Source organism: Lentilactobacillus raoultii (genome assembly GCF_900411375.1).
GTDB lineage: Bacteria > Bacillota > Bacilli > Lactobacillales > Lactobacillaceae > Lentilactobacillus > Lentilactobacillus raoultii.
This window is the reverse complement of the sequence record NZ_LS422981.1, coordinates 108231-122860: the sequence shown is the minus strand read 5'-3', so window position 1 is coordinate 122860 and position 14630 is coordinate 108231. Positions and strand designations below refer to the sequence as shown.

The 14630-nt window shown below is 42.9% G+C and carries 10 protein-coding genes; 6 read left to right on the top strand and 4 right to left on the bottom strand.

Annotation, left to right across the window (positions count from 1 at the left end):
- Window positions 1-24 precede the first annotated feature (24 nt).
- Window positions 25-1206: an MDR family MFS transporter gene (locus ED605_RS00940; protein WP_162919717.1), complete on the top strand. Its 1182-nt coding sequence runs from the start codon at window positions 25-27 to the stop codon at window positions 1204-1206.
- Window positions 1207-1309: 103 nt separating this feature from the next.
- On the opposite strand, the gene nrdI is transcribed toward ED605_RS00940, so the two are convergent.
- The 3 genes from nrdI to ED605_RS00925 form a co-directional block, all read right to left on the bottom strand.
- Entirely contained in the window at window positions 1310-1759 is a 450-nt protein-coding gene (gene nrdI / locus ED605_RS00935) for a class Ib ribonucleoside-diphosphate reductase assembly flavoprotein NrdI (protein ID WP_121977061.1), read from the bottom strand.
- 67 nt (window positions 1760-1826) lie between these two features.
- A complete protein-coding gene (locus ED605_RS00930; protein WP_121977060.1) occupies window positions 1827-4955 on the bottom strand; it encodes a YfhO family protein in 3129 nt (1042 codons plus the stop codon).
- A gap of 117 nt (window positions 4956-5072) precedes the next feature.
- The gene (locus ED605_RS00925; RefSeq protein ID WP_121977059.1) at window positions 5073-6473 is read right to left on the bottom strand and encodes a hemolysin family protein; all 1401 of its coding nucleotides are present in this window, start codon (window positions 6471-6473) and stop codon (window positions 5073-5075) included.
- Between the two features lie 234 nt (window positions 6474-6707).
- On the opposite strand from ED605_RS00925, the gene ED605_RS00920 reads away from it, so the two are divergent.
- Complete coding sequence (locus ED605_RS00920; RefSeq protein WP_225419010.1) at window positions 6708-7067, top strand: hypothetical protein; 360 nt, start codon at window positions 6708-6710, stop codon at window positions 7065-7067.
- 106 nt (window positions 7068-7173) lie between these two features.
- On the opposite strand, the gene ED605_RS00915 is transcribed toward ED605_RS00920, so the two are convergent.
- Entirely contained in the window at window positions 7174-8031 is an 858-nt protein-coding gene (locus ED605_RS00915; RefSeq protein WP_121977058.1) for an aldo/keto reductase, read from the bottom strand.
- Window positions 8032-8262: 231 nt separating this feature from the next.
- Here ED605_RS00915 and ED605_RS00910 point away from each other — a divergent pair, with 231 nt between their 5' ends.
- From ED605_RS00910 to adhE, 4 genes are all read left to right on the top strand, one after another.
- A complete protein-coding gene (locus ED605_RS00910; RefSeq protein ID WP_121977057.1) occupies window positions 8263-10647 on the top strand; it encodes a cation-translocating P-type ATPase in 2385 nt (794 codons plus the stop codon).
- A gap of 5 nt (window positions 10648-10652) precedes the next feature.
- Window positions 10653-10889: a hypothetical protein gene (locus tag ED605_RS00905; protein WP_121977056.1), complete on the top strand. Its 237-nt coding sequence runs from the start codon at window positions 10653-10655 to the stop codon at window positions 10887-10889.
- Between the two features lie 258 nt (window positions 10890-11147).
- Window positions 11148-11687: a DUF1836 domain-containing protein gene (locus ED605_RS00900; RefSeq protein WP_121977055.1), complete on the top strand. Its 540-nt coding sequence runs from the start codon at window positions 11148-11150 to the stop codon at window positions 11685-11687.
- Between the two features lie 227 nt (window positions 11688-11914).
- Entirely contained in the window at window positions 11915-14533 is a 2619-nt protein-coding gene (adhE, locus tag ED605_RS00895; RefSeq protein WP_121977054.1) for a bifunctional acetaldehyde-CoA/alcohol dehydrogenase, read from the top strand.
- Window positions 14534-14630: the final 97 nt, after the last annotated feature.

Here is a 14630-nt window from a genome sequence, read left to right as displayed (position 1 = left end):
ATTAATTCGAAAAGGGGGGTTACTTTGTCAAAAAGAAGTGAAATTCGATTCAGTTCGGTCATTTTATACTCGTTAATCTTAAACGCCGGCGCTGCGTTCATGTGGCCGTTAGTTACGGTCTACATGCATAATTACCTACACAAATCATTGACACTTGCCGGGATGACTATTTTGGCAATGTCGATTTTTATGATGGTCGGCAATTATTTGGGAGGCTATCTGTTTGATCGTTGGTCACCTTATAAATCTGCTATTATCAGTGTGTTGATTTCATTATCGGCAATTATTGGCTTAGTATTCTTCCACGGCTGGCCCATGTTTTCGATTTTGCTGTTGTTCGTTGGATTCGGTGATGGCGCCTGTATGACATTGTTAAATTCCTATGCGGCCAGTATTAAATCGCGTTCAACCCGGGACATTTTCAACGTGTTGTACATTGGTCAAAATCTGGGAATTGTGATTGGGACGTTGATGGTGGGCTTCTTGTTGGCACGGGGAATTACGACCGTCTTTATTGTGGCGGCAGTTTTCTACTTTGTCCTCGTGGTGATTACGCTATTTGACTTCAATGTGGCAGTTCAACGACGGGCGCCCGCCAAGAAAATTCAACGTGGTGCACCGCACGAGACGACGGTTGGCCCTATGATTCTAGCCATTTGTGGTGTGGTTTTGGGCGTTTACCTGTCCTATGCCCTCTGGGAAAGTGTCATCTCGGTTCATATGACTAACCTGCACATTCCGTTTGAAAATTATAGCTTGTTATGGACACTAAACGGGCTAATGATTGTCTTTGGCCAACCGTTCGTTAACCGGATTGGCGGTCACTTTAAGCTGAGCACTCAAACCTACGTTGGGGTCTTTATTTTTGCCTTGTCGTTCATTGGGCTGATTTTTTCGAAGGCCTACTATGAGTTTGTCATTGTCATGGTTGTGACCACCATTGGTGAAATGATTGGATTCCCGGGAATTCCTGCTTGGATTGATAATTTGTCCACACCGCAACAGCGCGGGAAGTTCCAAGGGATGTATAACTTGTTTATGTCGCTGGGTAGAGCCTTAGGACCATTGATTGGCGGGGTCCTTCTGGATTTCGCACCTTATGGCGTATTGTTCTCGTTTGCGGCCGGCATTATTCTGATTTTCCTAGTTGTCTTAATGATTTTAAATCGTCAGCGGGTTAGTTTTGATCGCCAACTCAAATCGTAGATCCATGTTAAAAAGGCGTGACTCGATCAAAAAAATCGAGTCACGCCTTTTAGGCAGTGCTTTTTAAACCATTTAGTGGCGTTACCCGCTTTTATCCGCTCACTTATGTTTCCGCCAATAATTTATAAATTCGCTCAACATCCCGGCCGGTTCCTCTTAATTCATAATCGGCTAGAAATGGGACGTTGAATTGGGATGCGTAGCGCTTGGCAGTTAGACAATATTGTTCGTTAAAATTTTTGTTACCACTACCGACAATTCCCCGACACAATGAGGCATTTTGATGGTAAGCGATATACTCACCCAACGTGTTGGTCATGAGTTCTTTAACCCCATTATCAATACCATTGCCACCATCCAAATAGGTTGGCACAAAGACAAAAAATGGTTTAGTCTCATCTTCGAAATCGGATTGGTCACTGATTTCTTTACTGACCACTAGTGGGTGGCTGGCCTCCTGATCGTGCATCCCCACGGCATATTTGGTTAAATCTCTGACGAAGGAACGGGTATTTCCTTCGATTGACATAAATAAAATCCTGATGGGCGTCATTGGCAATTCTCCTCATTAATAAAGACATAAGATACTTAATAATATAACTGTAACCACTATCAAGTGACTAATCAAGCGGTTTTTGATCGTTAGAAGGTGGTTGGGTCGATGAGTGCCGTGGTCGCGGCCTTTGTTTTGGTAGTAGTTGACGAAAGCCAACAAAGCCAATCGCCAAAAGAACAATCAGCCAACTGAAAATGGAGATCCATTTACTGATGCCCAGACCAGGTGTGGTGTACGTCAGTTTAATCCGATGTTGCCTAGCTGGTAGTTTAGCGCCGACAAAGCCTTGATTGACAACAAAGGTTGGGGTCGATTTACCATCAATGGTAAGTTTCCAGCCACTGGAGTACGGAATCGAAGTGACTAATGTGCCATTTTGGGTATTGTGCGAATTGCCGGTCACCCGATTGTTTTTAACGCTCAGGTGGGTTAAGCCGCTTTGTTTTAACTTTTGAAGTTGTTGATCATAGCGCTTGTTGAACGGCATGGCGATTAGTTTCACGGATTTGAATTTAATGTTTTTAACCATGTTGAAGTTTAATTTGATCTGCTTTCGCGACTTGGTTGAGTAGCCTAAGTTCAAGACCATGTTGTTGATCTGGCGATAGTTGGACAAATTATCGTTGTCATATTGGGCGTAACCATTGTGAAAGACGTTGGTATAGGCGTCAAAATTATAACCGCCAAAAGTTGGCTTGAGAAGATGCGCTCTTGCCGCATTTACTTTTCCCAATCTGGAATACAGTTTATTTTGAAGCAGAAATTGGTTAGCTGTCCACTGATTATGTTCCGCAATCGATCCGTCTGTCTGCTTAATGCCGGATAGAACCAGATACAGTTCAGCGTTCTTGGTCTGCTTTGGTTGGTTAACCTTTAAGGTGTATTGGAGCGGCTTGCCGGTGACGTCAGTTGTCAATTTCTTTAAGCCGTTTCGATTCTCATACTGGTTATTTTCGTAAATCAGTCGGTTGGTTGCCAGTAAATCCTTGGTTTTTTGTAAATTAGCACCGAGACTGACTTGGGCATGCGGCTGTTCGATAATTTTTCTTTGATCTTTATCTCCCAGAACGCCCAGCCGATAAGCAGTTAATTTTTTGCCGGAATCAATCAAGGTAGATCGGTTAATCTGAACTTGGTACTTCAACGTTTTGCTTGGGGAGTTGTAAGTGAGAGGGTGTTGGTTTTCCCGGTCACTGACAACTGCACCCTGAGTCATGACCCGTTCGCGATTAACCGGATCTAATTTCTGATAAGCTTTATTGGAAAAAGTTTTGAATTGGGTATAGGCCAGTGGCAGGGCATTATTACTTTGATAAATGACGGTCCCATCCATATTTTCAATGGCCGGCACAGCGTTGACCCTGGCTTTGGCTTGAAAAATCTTGGGTTGCCCATTGGCATTTTTAATGAGGTGGTAACCATAAGGAACCATTGGCGGCTTTTTTTGGTTGGCTTTAGCAAAGATGTATCGAACACCCAACAGATTATTAAATGCTGTTCGGTAATCCCCTTGGGCGATCGGGGTGTTCATTGAGAACTGGCTATTGCCAATTGACCGGGAGAAGTTGCCCAGGTAACCATTTTGAAGGGTTAGATAAACGGACGTATTATTAATGCCACTATTAATCGATAGGTCTGTATTGGTATTGGTATAATTGGCAAGATTTTGAAGGTGCTGATTGTAGTGATATCGAGGGGCCATTGAAGTTCTGAAAAAGCCGGGCTGTTGTTTAACGTACTTTTGAGCACCGTTGTAGTAATCGTTTGAAAAGCGGGTTGCCAAGCCTCGATTCAACTGTTGGATTGCCAGGTTGCTGGCATTGGGACTGTAAATGCCAATAATGTTTGACGCGATGTTTAGCATAAACAAGCCCAACATTAAGCTGACTTTGATCCACGGCCGCCATTTGAAGATGAAAATAGCAAGCAAGGCAATCACTGTTAGTAACAGGAACCCATAAGAAACTGCATCGTGGGCTTTTAAGTTTAAAATAAACCCGTTGGTTGCCCAGACAATAACAATCAGTGCCAATCCGGAAGCTGTCAGCCAAGCAATGTCATTTTTGGTTAATTGATTCAAGTGGTCAACCAAGGCCATGGTGGCCAGGCCAAAAATAATATTAGCCAGTAAGAACCAGCGGTTGGATGGCGTGGAGATAGCGTTCATAACAGCACCAAAAGCGGGGATGAGAATCCCAATTAACGCGACAATTAAGCCGACGTTTTGCCACCAATACTGTTTAAAGTGTTTGAGCGTATAAATCACGCCCAAGAATGACAGACTTGAGATCCCAATCACTAGCCAGAAGCTCATGGCGCGGCCGGTTGGTAAAATCGCACTGGGCATTTTTAAGTAATATTCTGGTGGAAAAAACCACATGCCATTAGCGAACGCTTGGTGAATCCGGGTTGATTTAGTCGCAAACAAGGCGGTTGGCAAAAAGACAACTGCGGACATCCCCAACCCCAGAATTACGGCCAGCATCATTTTTCCCAGTGACTTTAAGAACTGAAAATCTTCAGCTTTCCGCTGACTCAAAAGGCGAATAATGAGGTAAACAAAGGCACCAATCGCCAAAATCCATGCGAAGTAAAAGTTGGCAAACAACGTCAAAAAAACAGCCAATGCCAGTGGCAACCACGATTTGTTCAATAGAATCCGGTCAATGCCGTAACAGAGCAATGGGAAAAAGATTAATGGCAGGATAAAGAACGGATGGTGCAAGCCGGTGGACAAGGCATAGCCATTAAATGCATAGGCTAAGGCGCCGATTACCCGACTGATTTTCTTAAAACGATACGTTGAGGTATAGAGCATAAAGGCTAATCCGGAAGCGTACATTCTTAAGAAGATCAAGAACTCGAAGGCTAATTCGAGGTGGTTCTTGGGAAACAGAATGACTAAGTAGTTAAATAAGTCACCGATGACGTAGTATGAAAGATTGGTGAGCTGATCAGATCCCAGACTAATGGCCCAGCTCCAGTGAGTAAACCCCTGACTGGGATTGGCCAAGAATGTGGCAATCATGTGACGAAGTTGAAGCAGAATTGGGTAATGTTGGGCAAATCCGTCCAGCTCCCAAACCATTGATCGGCCGGTCATTAGTAGGCTGCCGGCCATAACGCCGCTCAGCACAGTAAACAGCACCGTGTATGTAAGCCAGGCCGGTGTTTTTTGCCATAGCTTTGTCAAAATAAATCCTCCTTATGAAGCATTTTTGTTATTACCTGTTATTTACTAAAAATAGCCCTGATAGACAAAGAGACTGTCGCAAAACAAATTGTCTTGTCCCAGTCTCTTGAGTTGTGATTAGTTCGTTTGATGATCGGTGCTTTCAGCGGGTGCTTTAGGCTTTCGCTTAGTAACTTCGAACCAATTGATGAAGGAATTCTCCAAGTCAACAATTTTAAAGTCAAAGTTTTCAAATGAAATTTCATCGCCTACTTTAACGTCAGGATAATTGTCCTGGAAGTATCCGGCCAGTGTAACGGCATCGGAACTTGTAAATTCCGGAAAGTCAGCGTCAAAATAACGTTCAAAATCGTGAGTGGTGAGTTTGCCGCTAACTTGGTAAGAACCGTTTGGTTGTTTAAAGACGTATTCGGTAAATGACGGATCAATTTCATCCCGAACCGTACCGAAAAGCTCCTCGTAAATATCCTTATCGGTAATAATGCCGGACGTACCACCATATTCATCGACGACTACCACAATTGGGGTTCTCTTTTTAATCATTTGATGCAACACATCAGTGATCGGCGTCATTTCAGGAGTTGTCGAAATATCTCGTAATAGTCGATCAACTCGGATACTGGAATCAACCTGAGATTGACGGATTAAGTCGTAGTTATAAACATATCCAAGAATCTTATCCTTATCATTATTGGCAACGACTGGAATTCGGCTGAATTTCTTTTGCAGATAGACTTGAATGGCCTGTTTGACGTCGGTTGTAATGTCGATGACCACTAATTGGGTCCGGTCGATCATGATATCTTTGGCCACTTTATCATTTAACTGGAAGGCTCGCCGCATGTAAAGGTAGTCGTTTTGCTCCAACTGACCGCTTTTAACAGCGTTCTTTGATAGACTCAAAATTTCTGCTTGGGAGAATGATTCGGCATTTTCATTGGCAAATGGCAATCCCAATAATTTAACAATCCCATTGGCGGAAACGTTGAGCAACCAGACAAACGGGTAAAAAAGAATATGGAAGTAATGAAGCGGAGTTGAAATGAAGTTCAAAACCTTCATTGGCATATCGATACTGATGTTTTTTGGCACGATTTCTGTTAAAACAACTTCCAAATACGTCAGAATAATAATCCCCAGAACCGCTCCAATGGCGTGGGCCGTGGCCGGATTAATTGGTGAGTTGTGAATTTCCATCACGTCTACTAAGATGGTCACAACAAAGGATTCACCGATATAACCAAGAATAATACCGGCCAGACTGACCCCGACTTGGGTCGTTGACAGGTATTCGTTTAGGTTGGTGACCATATGGATCTCCCGGTTGATCTTAGTGACTTTTTTACCCCTGGTGATCTTTTGGTCTTTTAATTTCTTTTTTCTTTCTTCAAGTGCACTTAGTCGTGATTGAACAAGTGCAAATTCACTTGCGACGAAGAAAGCCGCAAAGAAGAACGTCACTATAATAATCAATAAATTGGTCATTAACTGGCTATCGCCCAAAATTGGATTCCTCATTTCAAAATATATTTAACGCTAATTCGGCGCCTTTAATTGACACCGGATAGACTACTTTCAATTATACGCTTATCATGTCTCTTTTTTAAGCGAAATTGCATTTAGTCAGGGAATCCCCTAAAGATAAGTCATAAAAGAAAGTTGAAAAGATTATTGGAATTTTGGTGTTTTTTCTTAATTTTGGCAGCCAACAGTGATACGCTTAAGATAGACAGAAATAAGGGGATGTATCTTATGGCTCAGAAAGCTAAAATAAGTGAGAAGGAAAAAAAGGCGGACGAGGAAGAGAAACCCGAAAAGGCTTTTAACTATCCGGCCGATGAAGTTAAAAAAGCTGTCGATTTAATCGAGCAAAAGGGTTACGTTACCAAGCTCGATTTTAAAGAAATGGATGATGACGATTGGGCAAAGGGCTTTTCAAAAGAAATTGACAAAGTCTTTCAAAATAGCGATGAGAATCCATATATTTACTATGAAAAATTTGATTTTGTCGGTGGTGACATTGACTCGATCATTTGGAATATGGATGTCATCAAGACCCGTGAGGCTGCTTTGGAGAAATTGGCAGACTTGTTAAAGAAAAAAATTAAGTAGACGTTAAAAACATACTGTTAAAATTAAAACGGCAGTCGCGATGGAGGTATTTTCATCGTGGTTGCCGTTTTAAATTGTCATTTTTAATTGAGAGTCGCACTGAAAATTACTTTTTGAATTGTTTATACTGCTTGCCCAGCTCATAGACCAGCTCCGGTTCATTACCAGTTCGTTGATTGCGATTCATGACATCCAACATTGACATTTCGTCGTCACTTAATTCAAAGTTAAGATCGGCATTCTGAGCAATTCTTGCCGGCGTTTGTGACTTTGGAATGACTGCCACGCCACGCTGAATATCCCATCTTAAAACAATTTGAGCAGGTGACTTTTCGTGGTGGGCCGCCATCTTTTGAATCATCGGGTTATCCAGAACCACCCCTCTGCCAAGCGGACTCCATGCCTGGGTGACAATCGACTGGTCCTTATCAAATTTGATGAGTGGTGTCTGGTTAAGGTAAGGGTGAGTTTCAATTTGGTTGACCACCGGCATTTCATCAGCCTGGGTTTTCAGCAGTTCCAATTGTGAGCGGGTGAAATTGCTGACACCGATTGACCGGGCTTTTCCCTGCTTTTTCAATTCTTCAAAAGCTTCCCAGGTCTCGAAAAATTTATCGGCAATCGGCCAATGAACCAACAGTAGATCAACATAGTCCGTGCCCAACTGCTGAAGTGAAAAATTGGTACTATCAATGGTCAGGTCGTGGCCCTGATTCATCTCCGTCACTTTATCCACAATGAAAACGTCTTGGCGTGGGACGCCCAGGTTGCGGATGGCATCGCCCAACATCTTTTCGTTGCGATAGTATTGTGCTGTATCGAATAGTCGATAACCACTTTCATAAGCCGCTTGGATACTTTGATTCATTAATGCCGGCTTGGTTAGTTGATAGGTGCCAAATCCCAAGACCGGCATCTGGTTGCCATCGTTAAGTTGATAAGTCGTTTTGGCTGGTTCAAACATTCAGATTCCCCCTAAATAACGTGATTGTGACTTCATTCTAGCATAGTTTTGGGTTAAAATTATGTAAGCGCTTAAGAAATTAGGGATGGCTGACGGCTTCTTTGACTGTTAAATTGATTGCTAAAATCTTACGACCAGTTTAAATTTTTTAAGCTTCTTTTGAATCCATACAAATCAATATGCTTTTGAACTGAGATTTTGTACAATTGAGTAAAAAGCGAGGCGTTTAACTTGGCAGATGTCAAAATTTCAGAAGTTTCCCCTGAGCAGGGTCTGTCTTCTGCTCAGGTTGAGCACCAGATAAAAACCGGACATCAAAATACTGGTGAGCAGTCTCTGACCCGCAGTATTAAGGAAATTTTACGAGATAACACATTTACTCTTTTTAATTTGATCAATGTTGTGTTGGGCGGCTTGATCTTTTATACGGGGAGTTATAAAAACCTATTGTTTTTGGGGATTGCGTTTTTTAACACGATCATTGGGATCATTCAGGAAATTCGATCCAAACGACAAGTTGATAAAATGGTGCTGCTGGCGGAAGGCAAATCAACCGTGATTCGGGATGGTCAACCCCAGTCGATTTATCCGGAAGACTTAGTGCTGGGAGATGTTCTGGTACTGAATCGGGGAGATCAAATCCCGGTTGACGGCGTTGTGATGCAGTCGCGGGGGATGGAAGTTGATGAGTCACCCATTACTGGAGAATCTAAAACGATTTCAAAGAAGATGGATGACACTTTGACTTCGGGAACCTACTTGGTCGGTGGTTCCGGGAAAATGTTAGTGACTAAGGTTGGCGCCCAAACCTTTGTTAATCATATTTCCAACGAAGCCAAAGAAGGAAAAGACACCTCAAGCGTTCTGTTGAACACTATTAATCGAATTATTAAAGTTTTAACGTATGTTATCATTCCATTAGGCGTAGTGTTGTTCATTGCTAAATATCTTGGTGATAGTCATCTTAATCGGGCAATTTTAGGTACCGCTGCTGCGATGATTGGGATGATTCCGGAAGGCTTGGTTTTACTGACCTCGGTGACGCTGGCAGTTTCAGCGATGCATTTGGCCAGAAAGAAAACATTGGTTCGTGATCTGCCGGCAATTGAAACATTAGCCAGAGTTGATGTGATTTGTTTGGATAAAACCGGCACGATTACCAGCGGTGACCTCAAGTTTGAACGAGCTATTCCGATGGTTCCTGAAATGAAGGTGGCCGACTTGGAACGAGTGGTTGCCGGCATTACTTACGGGACTGGTGATACCAATGAGACGGCCAATGCACTTAAAACAGCTTTTGAAGATCCGGAAATGACAGTTAAAACCAGCGTACCGTTTTCATCGCAACGAAAATGGAGTGGGGCAGCCTTTGCGGATGGCCATGACTATGTCTTTGGCGCGCCTCAGTTTATCTTTAAACAATTACCAGATCACGTGATTCAGCAAATTCAAAAATACGCCAAACAAGGTTTTCGAGTGTTGGCAGTGGCCAAGGTGGACGGCCTGAATGCTGAGCAGCCACTAAAGGCTCCCGAAATGATCGGATTGATCTTAATTTCCGATGTGATTCGGCCTAACGCGGTCAATACATTTCGATACTTCAACAATCAAGGGGTCACGATTAAAGTTATTTCCGGTGATGACCCGACTACGGTGGCAACAATTGCTAAAAATGCCGGAATTCAAAACGCCGAGCATCAAATCGATATGTCAACCGTTGAAGACGAGGCTGATTTTGAAAAGATTGCGGCTGAACACACGGTGTTTGGCCGGGTGACTCCCGATCAAAAGAAGCGGTTGATTACGGCGCTGCAAAGTCAGAAGCATACGGTTGCGATGACCGGTGACGGGGTGAATGATTTGCTGGCGCTGCGGCAGGCCGATTGTGGAATTGCAATGGCTTCTGGTAGTGAGAGCACTAAGAGTATCGCAGATTTTGTCCTCATTAATTCAAATTTCGATGCAATGATTGACGTTTTAAATGAGGGGCGTCGGGTCATTAACAATATTGAACGAGTCGCATCAATGTACTTGATTAAGACCATGTATTCAGTCGCGTTAACGATTATCTTTGTTTTTCTGGCCATGCAGTATCCATTTGAGCCAATTCAACTGACCCCAATCACCTCACTGATGGTCGGTATCCCGTCGTTTATCTTGGCGTTGGAACCCAACTTTAGTCGAATTACCAATCAGTTTATGCGGCAGGTTTTGATTGTCTCGGCACCGGCGGCAGTCTGTGTGGTCGGGTATGTGATGGTGATTGAAATTTTGGGACGCTTTTTCGGCTTACACTATGAGTTTACGTCCACGTTATGTGTGTTATTAACTGGGGCAATTTGTTGGTTGGCACTAGTGTTGGTTTCGCGACCGTGGAATCGGATGAAGTTGGCCATGGATGTGTTGGTTTTGGCAGCCTTTCTGGCGATTATTGTCTTCTTCAATAATATCTTCTCACTGGTTTCTTTCTTTAATAAAGATATCTGGCTTTACGCTGTTCCGTTAATTGCGACGGCGTATCCGATTTACATCTTTATGCAGGGTGTGATTGCCAAGATACTGGATCGGCGGGCGGCCAAGAGAGCGGCTCGAGCAGCTAAGCGAGGAGGTCGGTGAACAAAGTGAAAACGATTAAATCAATTTTTTCGGGATTAATTGATGATCTCAGTTTGATGATGTGGGTGTTAGTCCCGTTAACAATTTTAAGAGGTGTTCTAGATCTCTTTCAATTTGGCCAATTGCGCTGGCTAAAGGATTTGACTATGTTCGTTGAAAATGTGATTGGGATTGCCGGCTTCTTTTTGATAATTGAGATTATCCAGCATTTTTGGGGTAAGTCGAAGCGACATTCTAATTAAATGAGTGATTACAAAAAAGCCAAATCAACTTTGTTTTCAGCCTGGTGATTTTGCCATAAAAGGATGATTTACCTTTTAGGGCTTTTTTTATACGTTTTAATCGATCAAATTACGAATCGTTGTGTCATGATTGATGATCGGGAACTGAGAGACTGCTCGAATTTCAATTCAGAAAATACTTCTTTAACCAGCCTACCACCTAGTTTTAAAAACTACATAAAGTGGTATAATTAACGATATGAGTAAGGGGCGATGTTAATGTCAGCTAGTAATGAGGAAGCGTATCAATCTTACAAGAAGTGGGAAGAGAAGTTAAAAACCGTTGAATTGCCACTATGGTCTGAATTACCTAAATTTGCGCTGTATATGGACCAAGTGACCGCACTGGTTAATAATCTGCTGGGGCCAATTGGCGTTGACCACGTCACACCAGCGATGATCAATAATTACGTTAAGCATAAAGCCATTATTGCGCCGGTTAAGAAGAAGTACCAGACGATGCAGTTGGCCGATATTATTTTGATTAGTCTGTTAAAACCGGCTTTTTCTTTGGAAACAATTCGCCACGGCATTGATCAGGTGACGGCAAATATTTATCCCCAGAAGGCCTATGATCAATTTATCAAGCGTCTTCGATTTTCGTTTAAAAATCTCGAAAATCGATTTGGCCAAGCGATGGAAGAAAAAAACTTAAATGACAAATTAATGCAGGTAGCAGTCAATGTGATAATTGATCGGTTAGAGTCTGAAACATTACTGCGGCTTATTGAAAGGCCAATTCCTAAAATTGCTAAGTAGTGAAACTATTCACATATAAATAAAGAAACCGGTTTCATGAAAATAAGAGTCCACTATTCGGGCTCTTTTTTCGTCCTTGCTTGAGTGACAAGGGATGTAATGAAATGAAAATTAAATTGTGATTTGTTGAACAAAAGTATTTACAATTAAAAAATTCGTGGTATAGTTATTTTTGTGAAATAGATAACAAAGATTTTTTCAAAAAGCATTTTCACGGAGGCTAACTAATGATTGAAAATAAGGTAAAAGAACTCAAACCAACTAAACCAGTAAAAACCAACGTTGACGACATGATCAACAAGTTAGTTTCAAAAGCCCAAAAAGCCCTTGAAATCATGGATTCATTTGACCAGAAAAAAGTTGACCACATTACCCATGAAATGGTGATGGCCGGTCAAGACAAACACATGGATTTAGCTATCATGGCCGCTGAAGAAACCGGCCGGGGAGTTGCTGAAGACAAAGCGATTAAAAATATGTACGCGACCGAAGAAATTTGGCACAGCATTCGTGACCACAAAACGGTTGGTGTCATCAAAGATGATCGGGAACGCCAATTAATTACCGTTGCCGAACCACTAGGCGTTTTAGCCGGGATTACACCCGTTACCAACCCGACTTCAACGACACTGTTCAAATCAATTATTGCGATGAAAACTCGTAACCCAATTATTTTCAGTTTTCACCCACAGGCAATGAAATCATCCGTTGCCGCAGCCAAAGTAGTTCGTGACGCCGCAATCGCTGCCGGAGCACCAGAAGGCGCCATTCAGTGGATTGAAGAACCCAGCATTGAAGCAACCAATAAATTAATCAATCATCCAGGAGTCGCAAGTACGCTTGCTACCGGTGGTCCAGGCATGGTTAAAGCTGCTTATTCAACTGGCAAACCGGCGTTGGGTGTTGGCCCGGGGAACGGCCCGGTCTACATTGAAAGAACTGCCAATATTTTGCGGGCAGTTAACGACATTGTCCTTTCAAAAACGTTTGATAACGGCATGATTTGTGCCACTGAAAACAGTGCCATCATTGATAATGAAATTTACGATGATGTGAAAGAAAACTTCATTAAAAACGGCGTCTTCTTTGTTGCCAAAAAGGATCAACCGAAATTGGCAGAAGCCATGTTTGATCCAAAACGTGGCGGGGTTCGTGGCCCAATCGCTGGTAAATCAGCTAAGGAAATTGCAAAAATGGCTGGTCTCAAAGTACCGGACAACACAAAAGTTCTGGCAGCTGAAATGACAGGAATTGGTGCCAAGTATCCATTGTCAGGTGAAAAATTAAGTCCAGTGATCAGTATCTACAAAGCCAAGAGTCATGAAGATGCCTTCTCAATTGCTGAACAGCTTTTGAATTATGGTGGCTTGGGTCATACCGCGGCCATTCAAACGACGGATGATGACATTGCTCTTAAATTTGGCGTTAAAATGAAAGCTGCTCGAGTATTGGTCAACACACCCGGTGGTTTCGGTGGCATCGGTAACCTCTATAACGAAATGACCCCATCATTAACGTTGGGAACCGGTTCATGGGGTGCCAACTCGATTTCTCATAATGTGACCGACTATGACTTATTGAACATCAAAACAATCGCAAAGAGACGAAATAATATGCAATGGGTTAAATTACCACGAGTTTACTTTGAAAAAACGTCAATTCGTTACCTTGACGACATGCCTGGGATTAACAAAGTCTTCATCGTGACAACACCCGGCATGGTTGAACATGGTTATGTAGATACCGTTTTGGATGAATTAAAACGTCGCCCAAATGAAATTGAGTATTCTCTTTTCGCCGACGTGGAGCCTGATCCAACAACGGATACTGTTGAAAAAGGGGTTGCTCAGATGCGGGCCTTCAAACCGGATACCATCATTGCACTTGGCGGTGGGTCACCACTAGATGCTGCCAAGAACATGTGGTTATTCTATGAGGATCCCTCAACCAGTTTCTTTGGCGCCAAACAGAAATTCATCGATATCAGAAAACGGGCTTACCGCTTTAACAAGCCCCGCAAAGCACAAATGATTGCGATTCCGACGACTTCCGGTACCGGTTCAGAAGTCACACCGTTCGCTGTCATTACGGATTCCAAGACGCACGTCAAGTACCCGTTGGCAGATTATGCCTTGACACCGGATGTGGCGATTGTTGATCCGCAATTTGTCCAAACTGTTCCAAAGGGGACTGTTGCCGCTTCCGGACTGGACACCCTTTGCCACGGCATTGAATCCTTTGTTTCAGTAATGGCTTCCGATTACACACGGCCGTTGTCATTGCAGGCGATCAAGCTGGTCTTTGATAATTTGACCAAGTCATATAATGGGGATGCCCACGCCCGTGAAGAAATGCACAATGCAGCGACACTTGCCGGAATGGCCTTTGGAAATGCCTTTTTAGGGATTACTCATTCCGTTGCCCACAAACTGGGCGGTGAATTTGGCCTTACCCACGGGATTGCAATTGCCATCACCTTGCCGCACGTGATTCGCTTTAACGCCAAATTGCCGGAAAAAATTGCCGTTTGGCCGAAATATGAATACTTCCGCGCTAACAAGGATTACGCTGAGATTGCCCGCTACGTTGGGATTCAGGGTAAGGATGACGAGGCGTTAATTGAAGGCTTGGTTCAAAAAATTATTGACTTGGCTCATTCCGTTGGGGTTACCTTGAGCTTGAAAGCCTGGGGCGTTGATAAAGATAAATTTGATTCGGCCGTTGATCGGTTGTCAGTTTTGGCTTACGAAGATCAATGCACGACTGCCAACCCGAAGGAACCGTTGATCGCTGATTTAAAACAAATCATGATAGACGATTATGATGGTCAAGGCGTCGAGAAATAAGTTTGCTAGAATAAAGAACAAATCAACAAATCATAGAAGCTTAAAATTAGTATGTTAAAATGGGTGACTTAGACAAGTAAGATGCTGTCTGGGTCAC

Bases quoted from the DNA above. Each gene is read 5' to 3' on its own strand.
- ED605_RS00925 (WP_121977059.1), bottom strand. From the start codon at position 6,473: ATGAGGAATCCAATTTTGGGCGATAGCCAGTTAATGACCAATTTATTG.
- ED605_RS00900 (WP_121977055.1), top strand. From the start codon at position 11,148: ATGTCAGCTAGTAATGAGGAAGCGTATCAATCTTACAAGAAGTGGGAA.
- ED605_RS00920 (WP_225419010.1), top strand. From the start codon at position 6,708: ATGGCTCAGAAAGCTAAAATAAGTGAGAAGGAAAAAAAGGCGGACGAG.
- nrdI (WP_121977061.1), bottom strand. From the start codon at position 1,759: ATGACGCCCATCAGGATTTTATTTATGTCAATCGAAGGAAATACCCGT.
- ED605_RS00915 (WP_121977058.1), bottom strand. From the start codon at position 8,031: ATGTTTGAACCAGCCAAAACGACTTATCAACTTAACGATGGCAACCAG.
- adhE (WP_121977054.1), top strand. From the start codon at position 11,915: ATGATTGAAAATAAGGTAAAAGAACTCAAACCAACTAAACCAGTAAAA.